This is a genomic window from Helicobacter trogontum (assembly GCF_000765905.2).
In the GTDB taxonomy this organism is placed as follows: Bacteria; Campylobacterota; Campylobacteria; order Campylobacterales; family Helicobacteraceae; genus Helicobacter_A; species Helicobacter_A trogontum.
On sequence record NZ_JRPL02000021.1, the window covers coordinates 1 to 26993 of the forward strand.

At 33.9% G+C, this 26993-nt stretch carries 18 protein-coding genes; 6 read left to right on the plus strand and 12 right to left on the minus strand.

The features are described from left to right. Positions 1-168: 168 nt before the first annotated feature. The 5 genes from LS81_RS07945 to LS81_RS12055 all read right to left on the minus strand — a co-directional run bounded on the left by LS81_RS07945 (position 169) and on the right by LS81_RS12055 (position 10652). Positions 169-1848, minus strand: coding sequence for an OmpP1/FadL family transporter (locus tag LS81_RS07945; protein WP_081955962.1), 1680 nt, complete (start codon positions 1846-1848; stop codon positions 169-171). A 902-nt stretch (positions 1849-2750) separates the two neighbouring features. Beyond that, positions 2751-4025, minus strand: coding sequence for a hypothetical protein (locus tag LS81_RS07950; RefSeq protein WP_034345829.1), 1275 nt, complete (start codon positions 4023-4025; stop codon positions 2751-2753). 625 nt (positions 4026-4650) lie between these two features. Continuing rightward, positions 4651-5142 carry a 3-isopropylmalate dehydratase small subunit gene (gene leuD, locus LS81_RS07955; protein WP_034345825.1) on the minus strand — a complete coding sequence of 164 codons (492 nt, stop codon included), beginning with the start codon at positions 5140-5142 and terminating at the stop codon, positions 4651-4653. 1012 nt (positions 5143-6154) lie between these two features. Continuing rightward, a complete protein-coding gene (ychF, locus tag LS81_RS07960) occupies positions 6155-7255 on the minus strand; it encodes a redox-regulated ATPase YchF (RefSeq protein WP_034345822.1) in 1101 nt (366 codons plus the stop codon). Positions 7256-7529: 274 nt separating this feature from the next. After that, a complete protein-coding gene (locus tag LS81_RS12055; protein WP_237022216.1) occupies positions 7530-10652 on the minus strand; it encodes a Kae1-like domain-containing protein in 3123 nt (1040 codons plus the stop codon). Positions 10653-10845: 193 nt separating this feature from the next. Between LS81_RS12055 and LS81_RS07975 the strand changes: the two genes are divergently transcribed. Continuing rightward, entirely contained in the window at positions 10846-11826 is a 981-nt protein-coding gene (locus LS81_RS07975; protein ID WP_034345819.1) for a polyprenyl synthetase family protein, read from the plus strand. Between the two features lie 13 nt (positions 11827-11839). Continuing rightward, a complete protein-coding gene (hemA, locus tag LS81_RS07980) occupies positions 11840-13201 on the plus strand; it encodes a glutamyl-tRNA reductase (RefSeq protein WP_034345816.1) in 1362 nt (453 codons plus the stop codon). Between the two features lie 785 nt (positions 13202-13986). Here hemA and LS81_RS07985 read toward each other — a convergent pair. The 5 genes from LS81_RS07985 to greA all read right to left on the minus strand — a co-directional run bounded on the left by LS81_RS07985 (position 13987) and on the right by greA (position 19649). Beyond that, positions 13987-14208 (minus strand): hypothetical protein, encoded by a 222-nt coding sequence (locus tag LS81_RS07985; RefSeq protein WP_034345814.1) that lies wholly within the window; start codon positions 14206-14208, stop codon positions 13987-13989. 28 nt (positions 14209-14236) lie between these two features. Further along, a complete protein-coding gene (gene gyrA / locus LS81_RS07990) occupies positions 14237-16732 on the minus strand; it encodes a DNA gyrase subunit A (protein ID WP_034345811.1) in 2496 nt (831 codons plus the stop codon). Positions 16733-16896: 164 nt separating this feature from the next. Next, a complete protein-coding gene (gene hslU, locus LS81_RS07995) occupies positions 16897-18234 on the minus strand; it encodes an HslU--HslV peptidase ATPase subunit (RefSeq protein WP_034345808.1) in 1338 nt (445 codons plus the stop codon). After that, positions 18231-18779, minus strand: a complete 549-nt coding sequence (gene hslV / locus LS81_RS08000; protein ID WP_034321720.1) for an ATP-dependent protease subunit HslV — start codon at positions 18777-18779, stop codon at positions 18231-18233. The genes hslU and hslV overlap by 4 nt, the downstream gene beginning before the upstream one ends. Before the next feature lie 381 nt (positions 18780-19160). Then, positions 19161-19649, minus strand: a complete 489-nt coding sequence (greA, locus tag LS81_RS08005; protein ID WP_034345805.1) for a transcription elongation factor GreA — start codon at positions 19647-19649, stop codon at positions 19161-19163. Between the two features lie 104 nt (positions 19650-19753). Here greA and LS81_RS08010 point away from each other — a divergent pair, with 104 nt between their 5' ends. Next, on the plus strand, positions 19754-20476 hold the full coding sequence (locus LS81_RS08010; RefSeq protein ID WP_034345802.1) for an alpha/beta fold hydrolase: 723 nt from the start codon (positions 19754-19756) through the stop codon (positions 20474-20476). Between the two features lie 125 nt (positions 20477-20601). On the opposite strand, the gene LS81_RS08015 is transcribed toward LS81_RS08010, so the two are convergent. Together LS81_RS08015 and LS81_RS08020 are read right to left on the minus strand one after the other, a co-directional pair. Beyond that, complete coding sequence (locus tag LS81_RS08015; RefSeq protein ID WP_081955909.1) at positions 20602-22392, minus strand: alkaline phosphatase; 1791 nt, start codon at positions 22390-22392, stop codon at positions 20602-20604. Positions 22393-22488: 96 nt separating this feature from the next. Continuing rightward, positions 22489-23379, minus strand: a complete 891-nt coding sequence (locus LS81_RS08020; RefSeq protein WP_034345800.1) for a hypothetical protein — start codon at positions 23377-23379, stop codon at positions 22489-22491. Positions 23380-23674: 295 nt separating this feature from the next. On the opposite strand from LS81_RS08020, the gene hemW reads away from it, so the two are divergent. From hemW to LS81_RS08035, 3 genes are all read left to right on the plus strand, one after another. After that, the gene (hemW, locus tag LS81_RS08025; protein ID WP_034345797.1) at positions 23675-24715 is read left to right on the plus strand and encodes a radical SAM family heme chaperone HemW; all 1041 of its coding nucleotides are present in this window, start codon (positions 23675-23677) and stop codon (positions 24713-24715) included. A gap of 137 nt (positions 24716-24852) precedes the next feature. Next, the gene (gene dcd / locus LS81_RS08030; RefSeq protein WP_034345794.1) at positions 24853-25431 is read left to right on the plus strand and encodes a dCTP deaminase; all 579 of its coding nucleotides are present in this window, start codon (positions 24853-24855) and stop codon (positions 25429-25431) included. A 301-nt stretch (positions 25432-25732) separates the two neighbouring features. Further along, entirely contained in the window at positions 25733-26902 is a 1170-nt protein-coding gene (locus tag LS81_RS08035; RefSeq protein WP_034345791.1) for a NifS family cysteine desulfurase, read from the plus strand. The last annotated feature ends 91 nt before the right edge of the window (positions 26903-26993 follow it).

Here is a 26993-nt window from a genome sequence, read left to right on the forward strand (position 1 = left end):
CACCTGCTCAAAAAAAGCAAGTGCTTCTTCGTGCTTACCAATCATTTCATAAATATAACCTAAGCTTAATAACTTCCTGCTCATATTATCCCTTTATACTACTTTAGAAAAGCATAGAAGGTAATTATAGCTTATCTATCATATTTAACGTGTAAAGATCACTTGATATTACCATCTATATCCTAGTGAAAAAGTAGCTATTCTTAGTTGCCCTACTCCGCCACTTGCATATACACTGCTTGAGCTATTTTTAAATGTATTACTTAAAGATACACCCACATCAAAATCACGGAAGTTATATTTTGCACCAAGTCCCACCATATAACCATCGCTATCTGGAATACCTATGGCAGTTTGTGGTACAGGTGCTTTATCATATGCGGCTGATAACATAAGACGCAAGTGCTTTGTGATATAGGTGGCCCCAACCCTAAAGGTATTTGTATCTACCCAGCCATTTCCCATAGCTACCGCACTAAAGTCAGCTAAACCCACCATGCCTTTAAGTTGTTCTTGAGTAAAACTCTCAGGCACACTTCCAGGACTCGCAGTAAAAACTGCACTATCCCAACCAAATTCTGTATCAAACTTTCTACCTCTGCTCCAAAAAGTGCGTTCATATGTCGCCTCTAATCGTAGCTTATGTTTATTTTTTAACGTCCAGTCATGACTATATGCAATAGTTAAAATTTCAGGCATAGTTATATAAAGATACAAAGGTGCATCCATTCTTACACTGCCTACTGGACCACCAATAACAGTATCTGCACTTACTTTGCCTTCAAACTTCATGGGAACGGCACTATTATACACAACAGAAAACATACCTCCTTCTCCCACTCTAGCTGATACACTTGCACGATAACCAAAGCCTATATCACTACCATCACTTTTTTGCACTACTTGAGCTGTACCTACAAGGCAGGTTTGAATTTTGCCTACTAATGCTTTAATAGCATCAAGCTGACTTGAATTTGGCGGTAATCCTAGTATAGGATAAAGAATGGGGTTATCAATAATTGCATCAAACATGCCGGCCATATCAGGCGGGATAAGTCCATCAGGTAAAGATTCTAAAATACCAGGATCAAATGATGGAGTGCAATTCTGATTTGCTCCTGGATTTGTCGAGTTTTCTGGTAACGTGTCGTTAGATGGATTTTGATTTTGATCTTGTGCTGTGCCAAGTGGAACATAAACGATATTATTAAATTTTCCCATACCATAAAGAATGCGTGGCGCAAACCCTATGGAAATCCTATCTCTATAAGTGTAACTAATAGAGGGTGCAAACTCGATTAAAAATATAAATACATCTTGTAGAAATTCACCACCCAAACCATTCCATTTCATAGCCAAACCACTAGGAGCAATAAAACTTGCTCCAAAGGTAAAGCCATTATAGGTTTTTGATTTATAAAAAAACTTTGGAAGCATAAAATTTGTATCGCCAGTTGATCCATTTACCATAGCAGTATCGGGTTTTGTATGCTGTAACTCAACTCTTCCTGGAATTATGTCGCCTAGAACGGGCTTTATTTGTTCCACAATCCCTTTATATTCCATATAAGTAACTGAACTTAAACCTTGATTTGTGGTAGGCACTTGAAAATCAAAACCTGGGATATTGATGAGTGAAAACGCAAATTCAAACTCATGTTTATTCTCACCCCAATCGTTTTTGAAACCCATATTTGCTGGGTTATAATAGCTTGCATCTGCACCCCTCGCCCCTGCTACATATGCAGAGCTAAGTGCTGTGGCATTTAAACTTTGTTCTTGAATCTTAAAACCATTTGCCTGCATATTTGCATAAAACATACATGAAAACAAATAAAGCATTATCATAGGATTACTTTGCTTATTTGATAGCTTCTTGCTATATCGTCTCATTGCTATTTTACATTTTTTTATCATTGTCGCAAATGTATGCGTGTAATGATTAGACCATAGATCTATCTTTATAGGATTTCTTATCAATTGCGTGAATTTTAGCTGCGAAAAATTCTTAATACCTAGTTTTTTAGATATTATGTTGGGCTCAATAGGAAGGCAAGGCATTGTATTGGAATCTAAGCTAGATTCTAAATTATCATATGTTGCAATAACCTTGTTTTGTGTACAATAATAGAGCACAGAACCTAGAGACATATTCGCACACCACATCCTATATTCACCCAAGTTATGGTTAGAATATTGAGTTTGCTCTGCATCTCTTATTCCTGCACCCATCACAACAGACCTAAATTCTCCAGTCTGTTCTCTCGATGTTATAGTTTTGTCTTTCTTATTGTAATGTATAAAATACATTCTTACTCCAAATCCCTACACCAAAAAAATATTGCTAAATAAATATTAGCATAATATTGTGTCGTATTATAAACGACTTTTACCCCAAAAAAGTTTTACTCCAAAGCTTTTAGCATATATATTTAAACATATACTAAATGAAAATGATTATTATCACCCCTATTTACTTTATGAAACATACCGCAATGAGAACTTGCAAATATGTTTCATATATCGACATTATACATTAAAATTTCAATTTTTCTACAAATATTTGTATATGCAACTATTAAAATATGCTTACATACTTCTCATATTTCTACTTATGTTGTATGTTGTTAATACGTAGATGTGTGGGTTTAATTGATAGTAGGCTTACTTTGCCCTTTAGATAAGCAAAATAGGTGCAAAGTGAAGCTAAAAAATTATTAATGTTATAAAAGTTAATTTATGTTAAATCTTTAGTATGAAAGCTTAGCAAATGCCATAAGACCATGATTAGCAGCACCAACACCTTGTGCAAACACATAACCAGCACCAATATCAAATCCTAAGAATGAACCCTCATCGCTGTTCCTATTTTGTCTGTATACCTTCCACATACCAACCGCACTAATTTCTGTATATGTTCCTCCACCAGCTAGAACATGTACTTCAAAAAGTCTGTGATTCATCTTACCAAACAGATATGCGGTCCAAGTGCCACCCAAACCTATACTAGCACCATTGAGAAATCTACCATAAAATCTTGTCCTATCGTTAAGTGAAAATACCCTACCGCTTTGATTTGCTAAAACTGCCCTAACGCCACCACCAAAACTAATCGAATAAATTTCATACTGCTTGCCTGCTTTGTTTGTACCATAACGGACATATTTTACCTCTTCGTCTGCGTATACATAGCCTAAAAAGTTATCCGCTGCGATGTTGTTGTTCGCCATATCACCATATTGAAACATTACATTTGCACTTGTAATAGATTGCCAATTTTTGTTAAACTTGTGTGTATATCTTGCAGACATACCAACTTGAGCAACAGGATTGAAACCTATTCTTGTTGAGCCATCTGGTGCCTTTGTATTTACCAATAAATAGGGTGATAAAAAGATTCCTTTTTTATTATAATCTGCACCAAACAGAAACACTTCGCCACCAATCTTTACTTTACCGCTACTAAAATATGGATTAAGCATGGCAAGATCAGATCCTATCCTTCCAGGTAAATATCCATTGTCAAGAAATGAGTTAATATAATGTGCCCATATTTTATATGCTGAAGTGTTTCCACTAGGATTCCATTGCACACTCACACCTTGCAAAGGTCCATTCACAAACGAACTACTACGCACAATTGTTGAGCCCATATCAATGTTATACCTACCTGCTACAACCTTTAAACCATTGCGTTTATGTACCATATAAAGATCTGCAACATCACCATTTGAAGTATATGGCAAAAGATTGCTACCTGCAGGGAAAATGCTTAACACATTCCAAATACCAGCAGCACCCATACCCACATGCCAATTTTCACTCAAGCCAAAGTCTGCTTTAACATAAGCATTCAAACCAAGATTATTAAAGCTACTTGAGCCATTCTGCGGTGTACTATTGCCAAAAAAGCCAGCACTCAATCGACCATGAGTAGTTAAATCAATATTTTTTGCTATTAGCCCTTGTGCTGCACAAAATGATATTGCACACGTAAATAGCCCTCTTTTTATCATACCATTCATACCTTGCTCCTTATTCTTAAATATTAATTATTGCGCTTTAAGCGGTAGATGTAACGCATAATATTTAAAATTATGCAGTGTGTGATTTTACACTATTTTTTGTGATTTGCGTAGAATTTTACATTTTAAGATATAGTGAGAGGTTTTGCATGTATTCTAAGTTATTTTGCTGCATCAGATATACTGATACAAGTTATTAAGACTGCATACTAAATATAAAATATATTACATATAACATAAGTTTTTAATTTTATAAGTGGTTTGTTTTACCTATCTTTAATAATGCCCTAAGAAACGTTCATATTGTATTGATTGGGTTATAAATATTGCTATTTTATGCAAGATAAGTAGATTTAGATTCTAAATGATTGCACCCTCAATTTCATATATCCATCAAAACTAAAATAAAATCTAAATCCTAGCCGCTAATAAGTAGATGTAGTTTAGAGATATTTTCTAGACAAATATTTTTGCTTGTAAAAAATATTGTTACAAGTATCTAAGAATTATGAAATTTTTCATTTAGAAGTATCCCTGATATCTATAACAGGGAAGTAAAGAAAATAATAAGCAATAGATTGCAAATAAAAAGTCATATAAGACTATTAAAGATGTAGCAGCTATCTTATTTCTTGTTTTTTGCAATCCAGTTTAGATATCCATTTGCATTAATAATCTCTTGAATAAAGGGTGGAAAAGGCATTGTATTAAAGCTCTTTTTACTTTTAGATTCCACAATCTCTCCCTTATCAAAGTCGATACTTATCTCATCTCCATCTTGCAAAAAATCTGCTATCTCTTCAGATTCAATAATTGCAAGACCAATATTGATGGCATTGCGATAAAAGATTCGAGCAAAGCTTTTAGCAATAATGCAACTTATTCCGCTTGCTTTGATAGCAATAGGTGCATGTTCTCGACTACTTCCACAACCAAAATTCCATCCACCTACCATAATATCGCCATTCTTGACCTTCTTTACAAAATCCTTATCAATATCTTCCATGCAATGACTAGCAAGTTCTCTATGATCTGAGGTGTTTAAATACCTAGCAGGAATGATGACATCCGTATCTACATTATCACCATACTTATGAATAAATCCTTGTGCTTTCATTTCGTTCCTTTATATACTTTATATGTATTATATAGTTTTTTGTAACTTATACTTTCGTATTCTACCTTAATTTTTTAAAAAAAGATACAAGATGTATAACACAAAATCACAATATTGCTATGCGTTAATAACTTTTAATAATATCTTGCTATTACATACCACAAAATAAAACAAAGCAAACTGAAACTTAAATGGAAGCATTTTGCAAAAAATTACAATTTATGCAGTTAAGCACCCACTTAATAGATATACCCAAGGCTTCTTTTATTGTTACCTAACCACATAATTATTACAGCATTTAGAGTGAAAGATTAAATTTTCTTGAGCAATGCTATTATAGTATTTTAAAAATTAGCCTACTTTTTGTGCAATTTTAGAGTTATATCATATTGTAGCCACAATATATTTTGATAGATTCTGCATTGCAATCAATTATCTTATATTGAAATAGATAATGCCTATACACTAAATCTGATGTTGGGCGTATCGCATTTTCAGCAGTTCATATCACATAGATTAAACTCGGAATATTCAAAAAATTATGAGATTTACATTTCTTTAAGTTGTAGCTAAGTTATGGTTATTATGATGTAAAGCATGTAAAAGCAAAATGAATTTTTTAATGGATACTACAAGTATGCAAGATAAGATAATGCTTATAAGAATACTTTTAAAAGAGGCTAAATATTATTTCAAATTGAATGAGAATGCACAATTGATATTTTGAGTTATTTGATTTAATGCAAACGCGGATACTAAAGGAATATCAAAGTTAGCAAAACAAATTAAATGAATACATCACGAAATTCGCTATAAAATGAAAATTGCAAATTCTAACCCCACTCCCCTATCAGGACACTAGGAGACATAGTATTGCAAAATGTTATTATACAGCTAAAAATTTAAAGTTTGAAATCCTAAATATCAAACTCATAAAAACATAGCACTGCAAAAAGGTTACTATAAAAAGAAATTTCACTTTAGAGGCAAGTCTATAAGGATAAAATCAAACTCACACGTTAAATCTAAAATGCATCACATCGCCATCTTGCACGATATATTCTTTCCCTTCAATCCGCATAGCTCCAGCCTCTTTTGCTTTTGCCTCACCACCATATTTAATAAAATCATCATAGCTTATACATTCTGCACGGATAAAACCTTTTTCAAAATCCTTATGTATCACACTGGCTGCTTTTGGAGCAGAATCTCCTCTTCTTATCGTCCAAGCACGCACTTCTTTGACCCCAGCGGTAAAATAGCTTATAAGTCCAAGTCGAGAAAAACCTTCCCGAATAATCTGTTCCAATCCACTCTCATTTGCGCCAAGACTTGCTAGGAATTCTGCTCTTTCCTCATCATCCATACCCACCATTTCTTCTTCAATCTTCGCACAAAGCTTGATAGCAATACCCCCATTTTTCTCGGCATATTCACGCACTTTTTTGACATATTCATTATCAGATTCTAGCTCATCTTCACTCACATTTGCTCCATACATCACTTCCTTATTTGTGAGAAATCGCAGCTCACGATTAAGCGTTATAAACTCTTCACTCTCTTTTTTAGCAAAGGTTTTGACCGGCTTATTAGATTCTAAATGGGCTAAAAGCTCTTGTGCGATGGAGAGTTGTGCGTTTGCACCCTTTTGTGCCTTGCTCTCTTTTTGTAGCTTTTCAATGCGTTTGTTAAGACTTGCCATATCGGCAAAAAGCAGCTCTAGCTCAATAATCTCAATATCATCAATAGGATCAATCCGCCCTTCCACGTGCGTAATATTAGAATCTTCAAAGCATCGCACAATATGCAAAATCATATCCGCTTCTTTAATGTTTGCTAAAAACTGATTGCCTAGCCCCTCGCCCTTACTTGCTCCCTTAACAAGCCCAGCAATATCCACAAACTCCACGACTGAATGCTGAATCTTTTGGGGATTTACTATTTTTGCAAGCTCATTTAGCCTAGAATCTGGCACAGGCACAATTGCCTTATTTGGCTCAATTGTGCAAAATGGATAATTAGCTGCCTCTGCATTCTGTGCCTTTGTGAGTGCATTAAAAGTCGTTGATTTTCCAACATTTGGAAGTCCAACAATACCTATTGATAATCCCATATTTTTATACCTTTGTAGTTTTTTGCTAAAAATAAAAGTTTAGATTCTACCATAAAACGCACATTTTATACTTTTTGGAATATAAAATCCCATCATTTTAAGCATAGACATATACAAACAAGGCTTAATCCAGAATATGCAATCTCAATTTATAGGAATTCTTATCTAGCTAGACAAGTCTTAAAAGTCTACATAATCTCTTTAACTCTCCTTCACTATGCTAGTATAATAAATTGATTTTGATATTTGGAATCTGCTTGTATTGCATATGATGTTACAACAAATGCTGCAAATACATAAGTTGTCCCACACTAATACTATAATCACTACATGGAAATTTTGGGAAAAATGTATGTATGTTGTGTGCTTGTAAAAGTGTTTTTACCCTCATGCAAAGTGCATAATTTGCAAATACACCACCACCAAAAAAAGCATAATCTGTATCAATATGACGTAAAGATTCTAAGATGCAATACGCAAGTGTATCAATAAATCTAAGAGCAATTACATTGCTATCTTTACCTGCTTGTTTGTCTCTAAACATCAACTCTATACATTCACTTATATCAAGCATATTTTGCGTAATATGAAATGGATAAGGGTTATAGGGTATATAAACAAGAGTTTGCATTAAGGTATTGTGGTCTATTTTCTGTTTTGTAGATGACAATAGACTATAGGCGTAATTTAGTGTATTTGAAGCTATTAGCTCTCCGCTTTGTGCCTCATAAGATAGTTGTTCTAATCCTAGAATAAATCCAGCTATATCAAATAATCGTCCAACAGAGCTACACAGAGGGCTATTAAAATTCATATTATGTAATGCTTGCAATGCTTTGCATTCATTTTCATCATAACTAGATTCTATAAAAGACTTAAGTGCGACTATATCGTTGCAAAGAGCATAACTATATGCAAGCCTTTTACAATCTTTAATATGCTTTTCACCACCAAGTATTTTAAAGGGTTTAAAATGTAAGATTCTAGCTACTCCTTTAGAATCTCCACATAGAAATTCACCACCCCAAAGTGTGCCATCATCGCCCAAACCGCTTCCATCAAAGATAACACCAACACCTTCTTTCATATTAGATTCAAACAAAAGAGCATTAAAATGTGCATGATGGTGTGCAACTTGAAACAAAGGGATGTTAGAGGCACTTGCGACTTCCTTTGCTATTTGTGTGCTTATATACTGGTTATGCCTATCAGCGATTAAAGCCTGTGGTGTCCCATAAAGTGCACTAAAATAATCAAATGTTTTTCTAAAATTTGCTATATTATAAGGAGTAAACAAGTCTCCCATATAAGGACTAACAACCACATGATTATGAAGCCCAAAGGCAATTGAGCTCTTTTGCATTGCCCCAAATGCAGCACCAAGTATTTTTAAATCACATGTGTTGCTTGTGATATGTAATGGTGCAAATCCACGAGATATACGTATAGCCCTAGCATTTAATGAATGTGCTATGTAGTCTAGATTCTGCATAGATTCTTGTGTGTTTTGTTCTCTTAGGTCTTGCACTCCTCTATGTGCAAGCTCGCTATTTTGTGTCTTTGCTCCCATCTCTAAGTATTTAGAATCAGTATTAAGTAGCTTTTTATCTTGATTAGCACAAAATTTCTTTTGGAAATGGTGAGTAGTAGTTCCTTTATGTTCTATATTAGATTCTAAATCTTGTTTTTCAAACTCTGCATTCAATTGGGCAATATGAGATTCTAGTGTCTCATTATTTTTGTGAGTATAGTCATATGATGGAGTTACAAGTCTAGACTTACAACAATCTATATCTGTTACATTAGCTTTTAAAATAGATGGGAACACTCTCTTAGAATCTAAGTTTAATATCTTGTGTTGTTTCGTATAGCAATTATTAGAATCTACTTCCTTATTTTGTATATTAAGGGGAGTAGCCTGTTTAAAAAGATTGGTTTTTGTGTCTTCTAGTGCATTGATACCAAGCAAAATACTATCATCAACGCAATTTAGAATCTCACGATCATAATCAAGTATATAAAATGATTGTGCAACCTCCATGATTCTATCAAGAGCTAGATTGTGCAATGTTGTAGCAATCATTTCTCCCTTGTTATTTGCTGAAGTATAAATAAGAGCAAAATCAGATGGAAGATAAGAAAATAATAATGTAAGCATGGCAGTATATGGAATCATAATACCAATAGTCTGCAAACTGCTTACCTCATCACTAAGATTATATTGTGGATGCTTTGGAGTAATAACTATTGGCGCTTCCTTTGCTGTGAGCAAAGATTCAAGCTGTGGAGTAAGTAGTGAGATTGTGCGTAAAGTGGGTATGGTCGCCATCACTACAAATGGCTTATGCTTTCTATTTTTGATTTGCCTTATCTTTTGTAGTGCATCATTGCTTCTTGCATTGGCAATATAAGCAAAACCACCAAGCCCCTTAAATAATATAATCTCATCATTTATTAGTGCATGAGCAAGGGCTTTTAATGCATCTATATCATAGTATTTTTCATGCTGTCCATAACGATAAAATTCTACTTTAATAGCACACTGACTGCAACTTATTGGCTCTGTGTGAAAACGCCTGTTTGCTAGATTTGCATAATCTTTTTTGCAATCAATACAAAGCTCCATATCACGCATACTTGTATTTCTTCTATCATAAGGTAAATTATGTAAAATGCTATATCTTGCTCCACAATTTACACATGCAACAAATGGATAATTATAAAATCTTGAATCTTTATCTTGCATATCTTTTAGACAAGATTCACATATCTTTGTATCAAGAGGAATATAAGCCTGTATTGCATGATGTGTTGTTATTTTTGATTCTAAGATATGGAAGCCTTGTGCATATGCTATATCAGTGCGTATTGCAATGCCTAATGAGGTGATAAGAGCTTGTTTTGGTATATGCAACTGCGTTAAAATATCACTAGCTTTTTTTATTAAAGAAAGACTTGATGGGGCATAATCTATAGTATATTGACAAGCTAATAGTAGTGCAGTATAAAATAGTAATATAGATTCTGTGCATTCTTTTTGCCTAGAAATATGCAGTATTATAGCTACACTACTACTTTGATTATATATAGAACCATGTAGGTGCAAAGTCTGTGCTAGTGTTGCAACAAATGGGCGAAACCCAACACCTTGTATCATGCCAAAAACTTCTGTATAAAGAGCATATTGTTTCATATCCACTTTTTGCATGTAGCTTTGTAGGTTGTGCAAAAGCGTTGCAATAGAATCTTGATTATTTGTTATATGTATCGTATAGATATCTTGCTGCATATTTCCTTCTATGTTATGTAATGGGTAATATGAGATAGGGCAAAAGAGTTCTGTGTTGCTAAATAGTGTTATATCCAAAATTGCATCAACATTAACACTAAAAATCAAATATTTCTACTCTTTTAGTAGTGCAATGCAACAAAACCCACATTGCTAACTCAATAAAACTAAAATAATAGACAAAAAAAGAAAATCCAATGCTTTCAGAATCTAAAATTATCAAAAATAGCCTTTTTCATGATAAAATAGTGGTTTGCATTGAAACTAAGTCTTCTAAAAGATAGCATAACAAAGGAATACAATGAGGCTTGATAGGATTGTGGAGCTTGCCACAGAGATGATAGCTGATATTAATAGCAGCGATGCACTCACTTTATATAAATATTTAGAAAGTGGTAAAATGCTTCGCTCTAAACTTGTGTTAAGCATTGTTGATACAAGTGAGGCTTATAGACTTTGTGCAATCATTGAACTTATACAAAGTGCATCATTGCTGCATGATGATGTAATTGATTCTAGCGATTTAAGACGAGGAAAACCTAGCCTTAATGCACAATTTGGCAATAAAAATGCAATTATGCTGGGGGATATACTCTATTCCCGTGCATTTTTTGAGCTCTCTCATTTTCCAAAAGACATCGCACAATCACTATCAAAGAGCGTTATGGAGTTAAGTGTTGGCGAGTTAGAGGATGTCAACTTAGAAAAAGACTTTAATACAAATGAAAAAAGATATCTTGACATGATAGGGCATAAAAGTGCTAGCCTCATTGCTGCAAGTGCAGAATGTGCATCATTATTGAAAAATGAGTTCAATAAGCAGAGCTCTCATGATTTAGATTCAATTGAATTTGATGGACAAATAAGAGAGAATCTAGATTCTATAAACAAGAAAGATATACATAAGCTATATTATGATTATGGTTTTAATTTAGGTATGGCATTTCAAATAATCGATGATATTTTAGATATTACCCAAGATAGTGCAAAGCTTGGTAAGCCTGCTCTAAGCGATTTTAAATCAGGCAAGACAACACTGCCCTATATTTATCTATATCACACGTTACCAAAAGAAAAACAAGCATGGCTACAATCACTCTTTAAAAAGGACTTAGATACAAAAGAATTACAAGAGTTAAAAGCCTTGCTACTAGATTCCCCACTGCAGCAGGCACGAGAGAAAGCACTAGAGTATGGTAATAAGGCATTAGCCATTGCTTCCTCACTTAATAATCAAAAACTCTATTCCATTATACAAACTATGATTGAACGAGATTTTTAATGAAAGGGATATAATGTATGCGGTTATAAGCTTTTCGCATAAGAATGTAGGTGTAGCTCTAAGGGAGAAGCTACACTTTAATGATACTGATAGTATTGCATTACTTAAACAACTTAATAATATTGATAATGTTTTAGAATCCATGCTACTTGCAACTTGCAATAGATGTGAAATCTATGCGTATCTGCAAGATAGTGATGTATCAAAAGATTTAGATTCTAATAGTCTCAATCATTACGCTTTAGCAATCTGTGCTGAGATGATTACAAAACTTGCAAATTTTAAAGGTATTGATAAGGAAATTTTACAAAATAATGCACACATAGCGTTACAAAGCCACGCAGTGCATCACGTATTTTCTGTGGCAAGTTCGCTTATGTCAGTAGTCATTGGTGAAACGCAAATTAGTGGGCAAATGAAAGCTGCGTATAAGCTAAGCTATGACAATAACCTGTGTGCTAAGGCATTAACACGATTATTGCATTTTGCTTTTCGATGTGCTGCTCAAGTGCGAACACTCACAGATATCTCTAAAAATCCTGTGTCTGTTGCCTCTATCGCTGTGAATCTTGGGCTTGAATATCTAGAAAAAAATCTTCAAAAAGCCAATATTCTAGTTGTAGGTGTAGGTGAAATGGGACTTTTATGCCTCAAGAATTTAGTCAAACATGATGTGAATTTGACACTATGTAATCGCACCAAATCAAATGCTCAAGAGCTATTAAAAACACACAATTTAGAAAACCTTGTCTCTATACTTGACTTTACTTTATTGCAAACCCATATAAATGAGTATGATATTGTCTTTTTTGCTGTGGCAGGTGGTATCATCCTCACACACGAAATGTTGCAAAAATTAGAGAAAAAACGCATATTTTTTGATTTATCAATACCTAGGAATCTTGCATTTGATACTACACAATTACGAACTCTAGGTCATCATAATATTGAAGTTATAGATGTTGATGATTTGAAAAGCAAGGCAGCCACACACATTAATGCAAGAAAAGAAAGTGCGCAAATAGCTATGGGTATCGTTGGGCAATTTGTGCTTGATTTTGAGCATTGGCTATCTGGGCTTGGTGTAAATCCCGTGATTAAGGCAATGCGAGAGCAAGCAAAACTTGCAAGCTACAAAGAGATTAATCGTGCGATTAAAAAAGGATATATACCTGAAGCTTTGAGAAATAATATCGAGAAGCTGCTACATAGTGCATTTAATGAGTTTTTACATGCTCCAACTATGAAAATCAAAGCAATGGCAGATGATGAAAGATCAGATTCTATGCTAGAAGCGATAGCAAACGTATTTGGTGCACAAGACAAAATCTTGCTAAACCGCTATAAATGTGAATACGATACAACAAAACAATAAAAACTTTTTATATTGACACGTATATAGAAACTCTTAGATAAATTACTGATTCGCCATGTATGCCTAAATAATGATTGCATAACTTCATAAAATGTAATAAGAAAATTTTAGAAGTTACAAAGCTATTCTATACCATACATCCACACTCTCATGTCTTTTTCATACTCTATATATTTATGTATGTATTACCTTGCGCTATACCCGCTAGGGTTAACTTGCAGGTGTGCTTTAAGATTCTTTGATATTTAAAAAACCACATACAAAACCATTTAATAAAACATGTCTTAAAAATATTTATTTTTAAATGATTTTTTAAAATGTCGTTATGTAAGGATTGTATGCGATGTCATCGTATTAAAACTTCTATGTGATAAAGAAATAAATACAGCATCTCAAGCAAACTATAGTTATTTGATAATCAAAATCATCTATACTCAATAAGACATATTGTGAGCCATAAAAAGTCTATTTGATTAAACACTTCAGATTTTTAATACCACTATTAATGCCTTTTTATAAAGTATAACATCAAAAGTTAGTTAAAAACATCATGTTAATGCTAGAAGAAAATTATGAAGTGTGCATTTCATTCATATGTATTACACTACATCTAAAATATAGCTCCTAAAACTTACCTACAAAACTTAAATATGAAAGTTAATCAAAAAACCTTCTTTATAATTCCTTGCAATATATGCAAGAAACTAGTCAATATGGCATACTGAAAAACCTAATATTTAAATATAAAATTGTTGCCTAGTATAAAAGTAAATAATACTATAGGCTTAATTAAAATCAAAAGCTCCTTCCTCACCTTTACTCATACTCTCATATGTGGCACTCACATATTGTTCTCGTATAGTGCAGTCAAAAAGCATATTGCATGAAAAGCAAGATGACAACCCTTTGCTATTTTGGCATTGTGTCAATGCTGTAAGTGCGTTATTATAATTTTCTAAAAATATATCTTCATCGATTGTTTTTTGCGTTTCACTGAAAAAATCCATTCTCAAACCCTATATAGAGAATCTCAAACTACTGCGGAAAATTCAGCGTTGCTTCGCCACTAGATTCCACATTGTCTTCACCTTCTTCTTTATTGCATATACTTGCAAATGCCACCTTATCTTTACTTCCAAGGCTAACAATCTTCACACCGCTCGTATTACGTCCAGCCTCTCTTATAGAATCAAGAGGCACACGTATCATCTTGCCTGAAGTTGTTAGAACCATTAAATCCATATTAGAATCATTTACACTTAACACACTCACAAGCTTACCTGTTTTATTCGTAAGTTTCATGGCAATAACACCCTTTCCACCACGATTAATAGTGCTATAACTTCCTGCAAGTGTTTGTTTGCCAATACCAAGCTCACTAATGCTCAATAATTTGTCTTCATCACCTTTAATTGTTGTCGCAGCTATGACGCTGTCATTTTCCACCTTAAATTTAATACCAATAACGCCACGAGCAACCCTACCAATATCACGGATAGAATCCGCAGCAAAGCGGATACATTGCCCTTCTCTTGTAGCAATAAAAAGTTCTTTAACACTAGAATCTATAATACTTGCGCCAATGAGTTCATCATTATCATCAAGATTTATTGCTTTCACACCATTATTGCGAATATTTTTATATTCACTTAAATTTGTACGTTTGACAATACCATTTTTTGTGAAAAATACAAGCGATTTATCTTCATTAAAATCACTTGTTGTAATTGTCGTCATAATCTTTTCACCATCTTGCAAACCTATAAGATTCACAACTGCCTTGCCTATTGCTGTTCTACCTGCTTCTGGGATTCTATATACTTTTAACCAATATAGCTGCCCACGATTTGTAATAAACATAATCGTATCATGTGTATTTGCTACAAAGAAAGATTGTATAAAGTCATCATCATGTGTATTACCACTGATCTTACCTTTACCGCCTCGATGCTGTTTTTCATAGGTTTTAAGCAATACTCTCTTCACATAACCTCTATGACTCATGGTTACCACTACAGCTTCATTTGGTATCAAATCTTCTATATCAATAGCATCATAGTTCTCTTCTATTAAGGTTCGTCTTGGACTTGAAAATTGCTTTTGTATTTCTAATAATTCATCTTTAATGACATTATTAATCTTTTCTTCACTTCTTAAAATGGATTCTAATTCTGCAATAAGTGCAACAAGCTCTTTATATTCATTCTCTATTTTATCCCGCTCTAATCCTGTCAAGCGTTGTAGTCGCATTTCTAAGATTGCTTTACTCTGAATCTCTGTGAGGTGAAATCTTGTCATAAGCTCATTTTGTGCTGATTCTGGATTATCACTGGCACGGATAAGAGCTACAATCTCATCAATATTTTCAAGTGCAATTCTATAGCCCTCTAAGATATGTACTCTCGATCTTGCCTTCTCAAGTTCAAATATAATGCGACGGATAACAATTGTTTTTCTATGAGAAATAAAAATATCAAGTAGTTCTAAGAGTGTAAATATTTTTGGCTCCCTACCCTCAATAGCAAGCAATATAATTCCAAAAGTAATTTCCATAGCACTAGATTTATAAAGATGGTTCAACACAATCTCACTCATTGCTTCTCGTTTTAATTCAATCACAAGTCTCATACCATCTTTATCTGACTCATCCCTTACTTCTGCGATACCCTCTACTACTTTGTCCTTTGCTAATGTATCAATCTGCTCAAAAAGCCTTGCTTTATTAACTTGATATGGGATCTCATCAACTACGACAATATCTTTTGTTTTTGTTTTCTCCACATGCACTTTTGCTCGAATCTTGATCCTACCGCGTCCTGTTTTATACGCCTCAACAATACCCTGCCTACCATGTATGATACCACCTGTTGGAAAATCTGGTCCCTCAATCAAAGGCAATATATCATCGATTTCACTTTGTGGATTATCGATCCTATAAACTAGAGCATCAATAACTTCATCAAGCCTATGTGGTGGGATAGAAGTAGCCATGCCGACTGCAATTCCATTAGAACCATTTACAAGTAAATTTGGAAATCGAGTAGGTAAAATAGCAGGTTCTTTTTCAGAGCCATCATAATTTGGGATAAAATCAACCGTATCTTTTTCTATATCAAGCAACATGCTTTCGCCAACTTTAGTCATCTTGGCCTCAGTATAACGCATAGCGGCAGCTTTATCGCCATCAATAGACCCAAAGTTCCCTTGTCCATCAACTAGCTCTAAACGCATAGAAAAATCTTGTGCCATTCTCACAAGTGCATCATAAATTGCAGTATCTCCATGCGGATGGTAGTTACCCATCACTTCCCCTACAATCTTAGCACACTTTTTATATTTTGCATTACTTGAAAGTCCTAAATTATGCTTCATCGCATAAAGTATACGTCTATGCACTGGCTTTAGCCCATCTCTTGCATTAGGTAATGCCCTGCCGACAATAACACTCATAGAGTAGTCAAGATAACTCTCTTTTATAGAATCATCAATACGAATGGGCTTAATGATTGTATTGTCCAATAAATTATCCATGTATTTACTCCTTAAAAAGTCATAATTGTAACAATTTCTTGCTTAATATCCTTTGAAATCGCACAAAATAACTTCCCTGTGGTGGTTTTTATAACCCCCCAAATCACTAAAAAGTGTAAAAATATGCACCAAGAAAAATATACATCTCTATAATCAGTTAGAATCTATAAAATATACCTTGCCAAATCCACATTTTCTACCAAGTCTTTTAATCTTTCTTCAACGAGAGTTTCTGTAATAACTACTTCTTGCCCTTTAAAATCCTCCGCACAAAAACTAATATCTTCTAGCACCCTCTCAATTGTTGTATGTAATCGTCTTGCCCCAATGTCTTCAGTTTTCTCATTCGCATGAAATGATAATCTACTCAAAGCACGTAATGCAGAATCTTCAAAACGCAATGTAATACCCTCAACTGACAATAGTGCTTCATATTGTCTTATAATAGAGTTTTTTGTCCGTGTTAAAATTTGATAAAGAGCCTCTTCATCAAGTGCTTGTAATTCTACACGCAAAGGAAATCTTCCTTGTAGTTCTGGGATAAGATCGCTTGGCTTACTGAAATGAAATGCTCCTGCAGCAATAAATAAAATGTGATCTGTTTTAATCTGACCATAGCGAGTTTGCACCACACTACCTTCTACAATCGGCAATAAATCTCTTTGCACACCCTCTTTGCTTGGATCTTGTTTGCTAGAATCTTTTGAAGCCACAGCAATCTTATCAATCTCATCAATAAAAATAATACCACTTTGTTCAGCAAGCTTTAATGCATCAGTCCTAATCATATCAGAATCTAAGATTGCATTCTGTGCTTCTGGGCGTAAAAGCTCTTTTGCTTCTTTAATTGTGATTTCTTTTTTAACTTTATCGCCTTTCATGTTTAAAGCCTTGATTAATGACTCCTGCACTTTTATGATCTCTGTTGGCAGGTTTTCATCCATTCTCTCTTCTTGCTTTGCGATTTCAATTACAATCTTTGTATCATCCATTACCCCACTTTTTACACGCTCTTTCATTTTTTCAAAACTTACATCATATTCTTGTTTTTTTTGCTCACTCACACCAGTAGGCAATGGTGGCAATAATTTTTGCGTAATTTTATTGAGGATATAATCATCTATTTTATCTGCTGACTCTTCTTTTTGTTTAGTTTGCAAAAGATTTATACTCGCATTCACCAAATCCCTTACCATAGATTCTACATCACGTCCGACAAAACCCACTTCAGTATATTTACTTGCCTCAACTTTTACAAATGGCAACCCCATAAGCTTTGCCATACGCCTTGCAATTTCTGTCTTACCAACACCTGTAGAACCAATCATAAGGATATTTTTTGGCGTTACTTCATCTTGCATATCTTTTGCCAACTGCAATCGTCTATATCTGTTTCTAAGTGCTATAGCAACCGCCTTTTTTGCATCCTTTTGTCCAATGATATAACCATCAAGATAAGACACAATCTCTCGTGGTGTTTGTGTTATAATGACCTCATTCATTCTGCAATCTCCAATAGTTTAATATTTGTGTTTGTATAAATACAAATCTCTCCAGCAATTCTTAATGATTCTAATACTAAATCTTTTGGTGCTAAATTACCAAATTTATCCAAAGCTCGAGCTGCACTTAAAGCATAGTTGCCACCACTACCAATGGCTGCTATTTTACCATCTTCTGGCTCTACAACATCGCCTGTACCGCTTAATACATAAATGTTTGTTGCATTTAAGACTATCATCATGGCCTCAAGTCTTCGTAGATATTTATCCTTACGCCACTCTTTACTAAACTCCATAACCGATTTTAATAAATCCCCCTTTTTACCTTCTAAAATACGCTCAAACATATCAAAAAGACTAAATGCATCAGCAGTACTACCAGCAAAACCACTTAAAATCTTACCACCATAAAGGGAGCGAATTTTTGTTGCATTGCCCTTCATTACGCAGTTACCAAAGCTCACTTGCCCATCTCCGCCAATCACACCATAGGGCTTACCATCTTTTTGTCCAACATACCCTAAAATCGTTGTAGCATGAAACATACTCTTCCTTTGTATTTATAAAAAATAAAAACGCAATCATATTATATTATGTTAAACTCTTAATTACTTTTATATCCATTACAAATGTTGGTTTATATAGAATCTTGCATATATTTTATTAAGGCATACTCTCATGTCCTCTTGCAAACCCTACAGAGATTACAAGTAAGATTCTTAATTTAATATATTTAAATCCTAATCATTAAACCTGCACTTCCTCAATCAAAGTATTATGGCACATCCCGCTTAAGATTGTGCCATAGGTTTTTTGGAGTTAGAAATAACCCACCATCACTACAAAAAGTTTGAATTATTATGTTTAGAATCTAAAATATTTTTATCTAAGTGTTATTGCAGCTTTTACATTCATAGAGTATTGCATTACTCATCAAAGTTTATAGGCTTGTATTCAATCTTTAAAATCTCAAATTCAGTTTCTCCAGCTGGCAAATTCACTATCACTTCATCACCTTCTTCTTTTCCTATAAGTCCTTTTGCAAGAGGGGAATTAAAAGATATAAGTCCTTTTGCAGGATTGCTTTCTGTTGTACCCACTATGGTATAAACAACCTCTTTTTCAGTATCAAGATTGAGGATAGTAATAGTGCTGCCAAAGCTTACTCTATCGTGCAAAAGCGTAGAGGGATCAATAACTTGTGCGTTTGATAGCATTTTACTTAATTCATTAATTTTAAATTCAATAAAGGCTTGTTTTTCCTTCGCAGCATGATATTCTGCATTTTCTTTCAAATCGCCATGAGAGCGTGCTATATCTATTTCTTGAGCTACCTTTGGTCTTTGCACCTCTTTTAGATCTTTTAGTTCTTGTGTTAGTTTATTAAATCCATATTTACTCATTGGCTCTGTCATTTTAATTACCTTGTTAATAAAATAAAAAGCACTATTATACAAAAAAATAGATAGAAAAAACGTTTTTGTATTAAAATTAGATTTTTGGAGTTAATGGAGCATTTATGGCAGCAAAAGAGATTCTATATCGTGACAATAAGTTTCACATCGCCTATCACATGATAGACAATAACACAGATCGTTATATTGTATTTTTACATGGTTGGGGGAGCAACAAAGAGCTTATGACCTTAGCCTTTGGTAAATATTTTTGCACATATAACCACATCTATATTGACTTACCTGGATTTGGTGGAAGCACAAATGAAACCTTCCTAACAACACAAGATTATGCAAATATTATTGATCTTTTTTTGCAAGCATGCAATATAGATAAACAAAATCGCATCATTGTTGGACACAGCTTTGGAGGTAAAATAGCATTATTACTTGATTCTGAAATCATACTATTAAGTAGTGCTGGAATCTTACTGCCAAAACCACTAAAAGTAAAAATGAAAATAGCAGCCGCAAAAGTGCTTAAAAAGTTACCTTTACAGATTAATGGACTAAGAGCTGATGATGCAAAGGACTTAAGCCCTATAATGTATGAAGTCTTTAAACAAGTTGTGCAAGAGGACTTTGCACCACACTACAAATCATTTAAGCATAAAACAACGATTTTTTGGGGTAAAGAAGACGATGCTACACCATTACATGCATTCAATATAATTTGCACACTCATGCCACATGCAAAAACACATGTTTTAGAGGGTGATCATTACTTTTTTTTAAAACAAGGTGAATTAGTTGATAAGCTTTATCATAATAAAATAATAGGTAAGTAAGTGAAATCAAACCTCAACTCCCTCATACATTTAAATACAGAATCTCTATAACCTTAATACACAAAATTCAAGGCAAACAACTCAATACAAACATAAGATCAAGCCAACTCCACTTAATATAAATACTATCGCCCATCAATTCCAAATGCTCTCATTATTGCAAAAAAAACTTCAGTATTATCCATAACACCTTTAAAATATTCGCTGCCCACACCCTCACTCATCAATACAACATCATCAGCGGCATGCACTTCTTGATCCTCTTCTGTTGGAATATTACCGCGATATTCTTCACCCTTCATATTTGGGTTTGCAATATTTTTTCCATGATGTTTAATGGTTGGTGACATCGGTTCTTGTTTAAAATGATAATCAGCTTTATAGTCTGGGTGATTTGCATACTGCACTGCGAGTGTAATATCTGGATTTGGATCATCTGGGAATCCATCATTATCATTATCTACAAAGGTAGGAAATACTGAATGTGCGTAAGTTCTCACTGCCTCACGACCACTTTTTCCATCAAGCTCATGATATGTCCCAGTAATACTTGCACCATGTGCGTGATCAGCCACAACAATGACAAGCGTATCGCCATGTTTTGTAGCAAAATCTCTTGCTATTTTGACAGCCCGATCAAACTCTATGGTATCATAGGTTGCTCTTTGCCAATCCATTTTATGCAGTTGTTTATCAATACTAGCACCCTCTATCATAAGAAAAAATCCACTTTTATTTTTGCTTAAAACTTCTAAAGCTGCATTTGTCATATCAAGTAGGCTGGGTTGATTTTGAAACTCACCTAAAACCTTTGGATTCTTTAAGACTGCTCTATCTAAATATACATTAAGGTTATCATTATGATATAAACCTAATAGCTTTTTAGCACTCTTTGCTTGTGTGAGTAGCTCTTGCTTTGTTTTAGAGATTTCATATCCTGCATCCCTATAAAATTTTATAAGTTCAAGAGAATCTTTACGTTTAGAACCCTTCGTCTCTTTTGGAATAAAATGTTGCAATCCTCCACCAAGTAACACATCAATATTCAAATCCAAATAACTCTGTGCTATCATATTTTGCTCACTCCGCCTTCTTGTATGTACCACAAAAGCAGCAGGAGTAGCATCTGTAATATTTGCTGTAGTTACAAGCCCTATACTTTTATCTGTCTTCCTTTTTAGTATTTCTGTTATATTTTCTATTTTTGGATCATCAAAAGGACTTATTGTGCTGTCTGCATAAACACCCATTGCATTCACTACGCTTTTATGTCCTGTGGCATATGCAGAGGCTGAATTTGCAGAATCTGTTGTCAAAGAATCATATCCTGAAGTCGTAATGAGTGCCATTCTATCAAGCTTTTCCATTTCTAATACATCATTATATTTACCCTCACTAATCCCTTTTGATAATATACGAGCCATTTGTTTTGCTTGCAAACTCATTCCATCGCCAATGAGTAAAATTACATTTTTAGCCTTTCTATTAGCCTTATTATCAACTACTTCATATGTTGCGATGCGAAGCGAATTAGGGGTTTTCACTTTAACTTTTATAAATCCTGTATCATTAAAAGATATAGAATCTATGCGATAAGATAGTATGTCGCCATCACGCCATATTTTTGGCTTTTTATTAAAATAACTTATAATATCCCTATCATTAATTGTTGCCTGTATTGTAGATCTTGCATTTGCTGGATTTAAAGTGGGATCCTTTATTTCAATAAGGAAGTCAAACCGCTGTCCAGCAAGAAATTTTGCATTATTAATGGGCAATATTGTAATATCTTTGTGTTGGGTTATATGGGTGGTTTGACTTGGGGTAGCATACACATATTTTATATGTGCAAATATTACTAAAATATACACTAGACAGATGTGTAGCATATTTGGTATTTTATAATAAAAACGCATGATGTATCCTTTGAGTAAAATAGTCTGTAAATGATTGCTTATTGGTTGTTATAGAAGCATTATTATCTATGTAACATGTTGTTCTAACAATCACAATTACTTTTGTAGTTCTTTGGCTATATCCATAACTTTTCCACTTGATAAATCGATGCGATAAATCTCACGCATAACATTACCTGCAATGCCAAGCTCAACGATAGATATTGTCTTAAATTCAGCCTTAATACCTTTATCCAAAATATTGTTAAACTCACTGGCTAATGCTAAAAGTTCATGTTCAAGTTTGATTGGAAGCTCTTGCATACTATAACTAAGGGTTACATGAGGACGATGCATTCTCTCTTCTTTACCATTTACAATTCGATTTAAACCACTAACGCCTAGTTCTCTAATTTGATCCTGTGCCTCTTTGCTAGAATCTGCATAAATAGGACCACTTACACGTGGTAGTGGCGAATTTCTCAAAGGTGTCAAAGCTTTGGTAGCCTGAAAATTATATTGCATAATGCTCTCAAGGGCAGAATCTTTTACTACATTAATATCAAACCACCATGGCATTTTGGCATTTTTGCTTGCTTTTATTAGGCTAAATCCTGAAAGAGTGAGTGTAAAAGGTTTTGGTGGTTTTGGCATGAATCTTAGCATTTTTTCAGGCAATGTTGTATCATTTGTGTGTAAATGCAAGACGGTTATATGAGGGATATTTTTCCTCAATAATGCATCAGTGATGCCATATGTAATCAGCTTCTCATTTAGCATACCTCCTATGATTGCATTTAGCTTTGCTATTGGAGAATCTGATGTTTCATGTGGGACAATAAAAACTAGTCCATATGTTTTATAATGTGTTCCTAATGTTTTTGAGTTTAAAGATGAATTATCAATTTCATTTGCAAAGATATTGCCTTTAAATAATATACACATTGCCAAACAGCATACAATAAGATTCTGAAATAATCTATGATTTATACATGTATTTTTCCGCATATAATATCCTTATAAAAATTTTGATTTTGTATTGTGAGGTATCAATGTAAGATTTATCTGCTTTATTTTGTTAAGAATCTGTAAAACTCAAATATTGTATATTACATGCTAATATTTCTAATTATTCAACATGCAAACATTAATTAAGAAAAATTCTAAAATTTATATAATCTTTTAGCTAAAAGATTATATAGAGTCTTATATTGTGCTCTTAAGTATGTTGCACATCTGATATTGTTAGGATTAGGGGCTGCAGCATGTCTTTAAAAAATACATTAACATAAAAGGATTTTTATTGCTTCTATATATACATATTCCATTTTGTGATTCTAAATGTGGGTATTGTGCTTTTTTCTCACAAGTGAATAAGGAAGACATGATTACGCCATACTTTCAAGCATTATTAAAAGATATAAAATACACTTTACAACATTTCAGTGTGAAACAAATTACAAGCATTTTTGTTGGAGGTGGCACACCAAATTTTGTAGATTCCAAGCATTATATAGAGATATTTCGTCATCTGCTCCCATTATGCACAAGCGATTGTGAGATTACTTTTGAGATGAATCCAAACCTACTTTCTCATACTTGGCTTGAGGAGATAAAAACTCTTGGTGCAAATCGATTAAGTATTGGAGTGCAAAGCTTCCATAATGATAAATTACAAATGCTTGAAAGAGTTCATACATATGATGATATTGCAAGGGCATTTGACATCGCTTATAATCATATTGATAATATAAGCCTTGATTTAATTTATGATTGCAAACTTGATACACAAGAGCGTATGCAGTATGAATTAGAATCTGCGTTGAAATTACCTATCAATCATCTTTCAGCATATAGTTTAAGTATAGATTCTCATTCTCGTTTTGGTGATAGACAAGACCATACATTGCAATCTAAAGAAAGCTTTGGTATATTTGTGCGTGATTTTCTACAAAATAATAACTTTAAACAATATGAAGTTTCAAACTTTGCACGTGTTAATAAATGCAAACACAATCTTGGCTATTGGCGTGGAGATATATATCTTGGCGTGGGGGCTAGTTCTGTTGGTAGGGTAGATTTAATACGTTACTTTGCACCAGCCAATTTAGAGCAATATATTGCCAATCCAACTCAAAGAAAGAAAGAATATTTAAGTCTAAATGATTTACATTTTGAATCTATTTTTATGGGCTTTCGAAGTGAAATAGGTGTAGAAAAAAAACTGCTTAATCAGACTAAATTGCAATATGTTATCGATGATAATTTATGCTATGAATATAATGATCGAGTTTATGCAAATGATTTTTTTCTTGCAGATTCTATTGCATTATATCTTGCTTAGTGTTATTTCTCAAAAATGATAAAAATCTATAAAAGTGTGCATCATATTAGGTTATAAGCATATATATCCTCATTTTATTTTTGCTATAATTCCTGCTATTTTTTTGTTTATTTTATAGAAATGTAAAGTGGGTGATTATGGGTTTAAAATCTGATTTATGGATTAAAGAGATGAGTAAAAAGGGTATGATTGAGCCATTTTGTGAAAAGCAAGTGGGGCAAAATATCGTAAGCTATGGGCTATCAAGCTATGGATATGACATTCGCGTGGGTAGTGAATTTATGATTTTTACAAATATCGGTGCGACTTTGGTTGATCCTAAAAGCTTTGATGAACGCAATGTCGTAGAAGTCGATGCGAGTGAAAAGGGCTACTGCCTTGTGCCGCCAAACTCTTTTGCCCTTGCACGCACGATAGAATACTTTAGAATGCCACGCAATGTGCTTGCTATCTGTCTTGGCAAAAGCACTTATGCAAGGTGTGGGATAATTGTAAATGTTACGCCTTTTGAGCCAGAGTTTGAGGGGCATATCACTATTGAGATTTCAAATACAACGCCACTTCCAGCAAAGATTTATGCAAATGAAGGCATAGCTCAAGTATTATTTTTAGAGGGCGATTCGCCTTGTGAGATAAGCTATAAAGATAAAAAAGGCAAATACCAAGGACAAATGGGTATTACATTGCCAAAGGTACTCCATAATAAAGATTCATAAAATAGATATTTTAAAATCTCATTCAATACAACTATTTAAAAATCTTATTATAGATTCTATGAGTTTTAGATCTCAATCGTTTAAAAGTAGCGTAATATTCCCTATAGAATCATTGACTATTTGTCGCTATTAAAATTATAATTATAGCCTATATGAAACCATGCTAACGTTGGTGCAATATTTAAATGTGTAAAATATTTACACATTTAAATATATTTCCTAAAAACTGCCAATTTTGCGAGATAAAATAACACACTTTTGCTATATTGCTGTAGGTGAAACTTTAAAGTAGGAGATAATAGTGAAGCAAAGAATTTATTTAGACAACAATGCTACAACAATGCTAGATCCTAGCATTAAAGCATTGATGGAGCCTTATTTTTGTGAAAAATTTGGAAATCCAAATAGTTTGCATAAATATGGTACAGAAACACATCCAGCAATCACTGAAGCAATAGAGAAACTCTATGCTGGTATAGATGCTGATGATAATGATGATATTATCATTACTTCTTGTGCAACAGAGTCAAATAACTGGGTGATCAAGGGTGTGTATTTTGATGAAATTGTAAAAAAAGGGAAGAAACATATTCTCACCACAGAGGTAGAACACCCTGCGGTTAGAGCGACTTGCGGCTTTTTAGAATCCCTTGGTGTGGAAGTTACTTATTTGCCTATCAATGCACAAGGTACAATCACTACAGAGCAAGTTCGTGAAGCCTTGCGTGATGATACTGCGCTTGTTAGCATAATGTGGGCGAATAACGAGACTGGACTGATTTTCCCTATAGAGGAAATTGGTGCATTATGCAAACAAAAAGGTGTGCTTTTCCACACTGATGCAGTGCAAGCTATTGGTAAAATCCCTATAAGTGTAAAAAAGGCAAATGTGGATTTTCTAAGCTTTTCGGCACACAAGTTCCATGGACCAAAGGGTGTTGGTGGATTATATATTAGAAAAGGTGTGGAGCTGACCCCACTTTTACATGGCGGAGAACATATGCGTGGCAGACGATCTGGCACACTTAATGTCCCATATATCATTGGTATGGGTGAGGCAATGAAGCTTGCCACAGATTACCTTGACTTTGAGCTTACGCAGGTACGAAAACTTAGAGATAGACTAGAAGATGCACTTTTAAGTATTCCTGATGTATTCGTCGTTGGTACAAGGGAAAATCGTGTCCCAAACACGACGCTTATTAGTGTGCGAGGAATTGAAGGTGAAGCAATGTTATGGGATTTAAATAAAGCTGGTATTGCTGCATCAACTGGTAGTGCATGTGCAAGTGAGGATCTAGAGGCAAACCCTGTAATGGTAGCTATTGGTGCAGATAAGGAACTGGCTCATACAGCAGTAAGAATCTCCTTGAGTAGATTTACTACAAGTGAAGAAATAGATTATACCATTGAGGTGTTTAAAAAAGCAGTAGCAAGGCTTAGAGCAATTTCTAGCAGCTATGAAAGCTAATCTTGTATTGCCCTTTGTGTTTTATGAGTTAAGCATTCATAAAAAACACGCAAAGCCATACCGTAACTGCTAGAATCCGTATTGACAAAAA

Coding starts and splice junctions, on each gene's coding strand:
- LS81_RS07945 (WP_081955962.1), bottom strand. CDS start 1,848: ATGATAATGCTTTATTTGTTTTCATGTATGTTTTATGCAAATATGCAG.
- LS81_RS07950 (WP_034345829.1), bottom strand. CDS start 4,025: ATGAATGGTATGATAAAAAGAGGGCTATTTACGTGTGCAATATCATTT.
- leuD (WP_034345825.1), bottom strand. CDS start 5,142: ATGAAAGCACAAGGATTTATTCATAAGTATGGTGATAATGTAGATACG.
- ychF (WP_034345822.1), bottom strand. CDS start 7,255: ATGGGATTATCAATAGGTATTGTTGGACTTCCAAATGTTGGAAAATCA.
- LS81_RS07975 (WP_034345819.1), top strand. CDS start 10,846: ATGAGGCTTGATAGGATTGTGGAGCTTGCCACAGAGATGATAGCTGAT.
- hemA (WP_034345816.1), top strand. CDS start 11,840: ATGTATGCGGTTATAAGCTTTTCGCATAAGAATGTAGGTGTAGCTCTA.
- LS81_RS07985 (WP_034345814.1), bottom strand. CDS start 14,208: ATGGATTTTTTCAGTGAAACGCAAAAAACAATCGATGAAGATATATTT.
- gyrA (WP_034345811.1), bottom strand. CDS start 16,732: ATGGATAATTTATTGGACAATACAATCATTAAGCCCATTCGTATTGAT.
- hslU (WP_034345808.1), bottom strand. CDS start 18,234: ATGAATGAGGTCATTATAACACAAACACCACGAGAGATTGTGTCTTAT.
- hslV (WP_034321720.1), bottom strand. CDS start 18,779: ATGTTTCATGCTACAACGATTTTAGGGTATGTTGGACAAAAAGATGGT.
- greA (WP_034345805.1), bottom strand. CDS start 19,649: ATGACAGAGCCAATGAGTAAATATGGATTTAATAAACTAACACAAGAA.
- LS81_RS08010 (WP_034345802.1), top strand. CDS start 19,754: ATGGCAGCAAAAGAGATTCTATATCGTGACAATAAGTTTCACATCGCC.
- LS81_RS08015 (WP_081955909.1), bottom strand. CDS start 22,392: ATGCGTTTTTATTATAAAATACCAAATATGCTACACATCTGTCTAGTG.
- LS81_RS08020 (WP_034345800.1), bottom strand. CDS start 23,379: ATGCGGAAAAATACATGTATAAATCATAGATTATTTCAGAATCTTATT.
- dcd (WP_034345794.1), top strand. CDS start 24,853: ATGGGTTTAAAATCTGATTTATGGATTAAAGAGATGAGTAAAAAGGGT.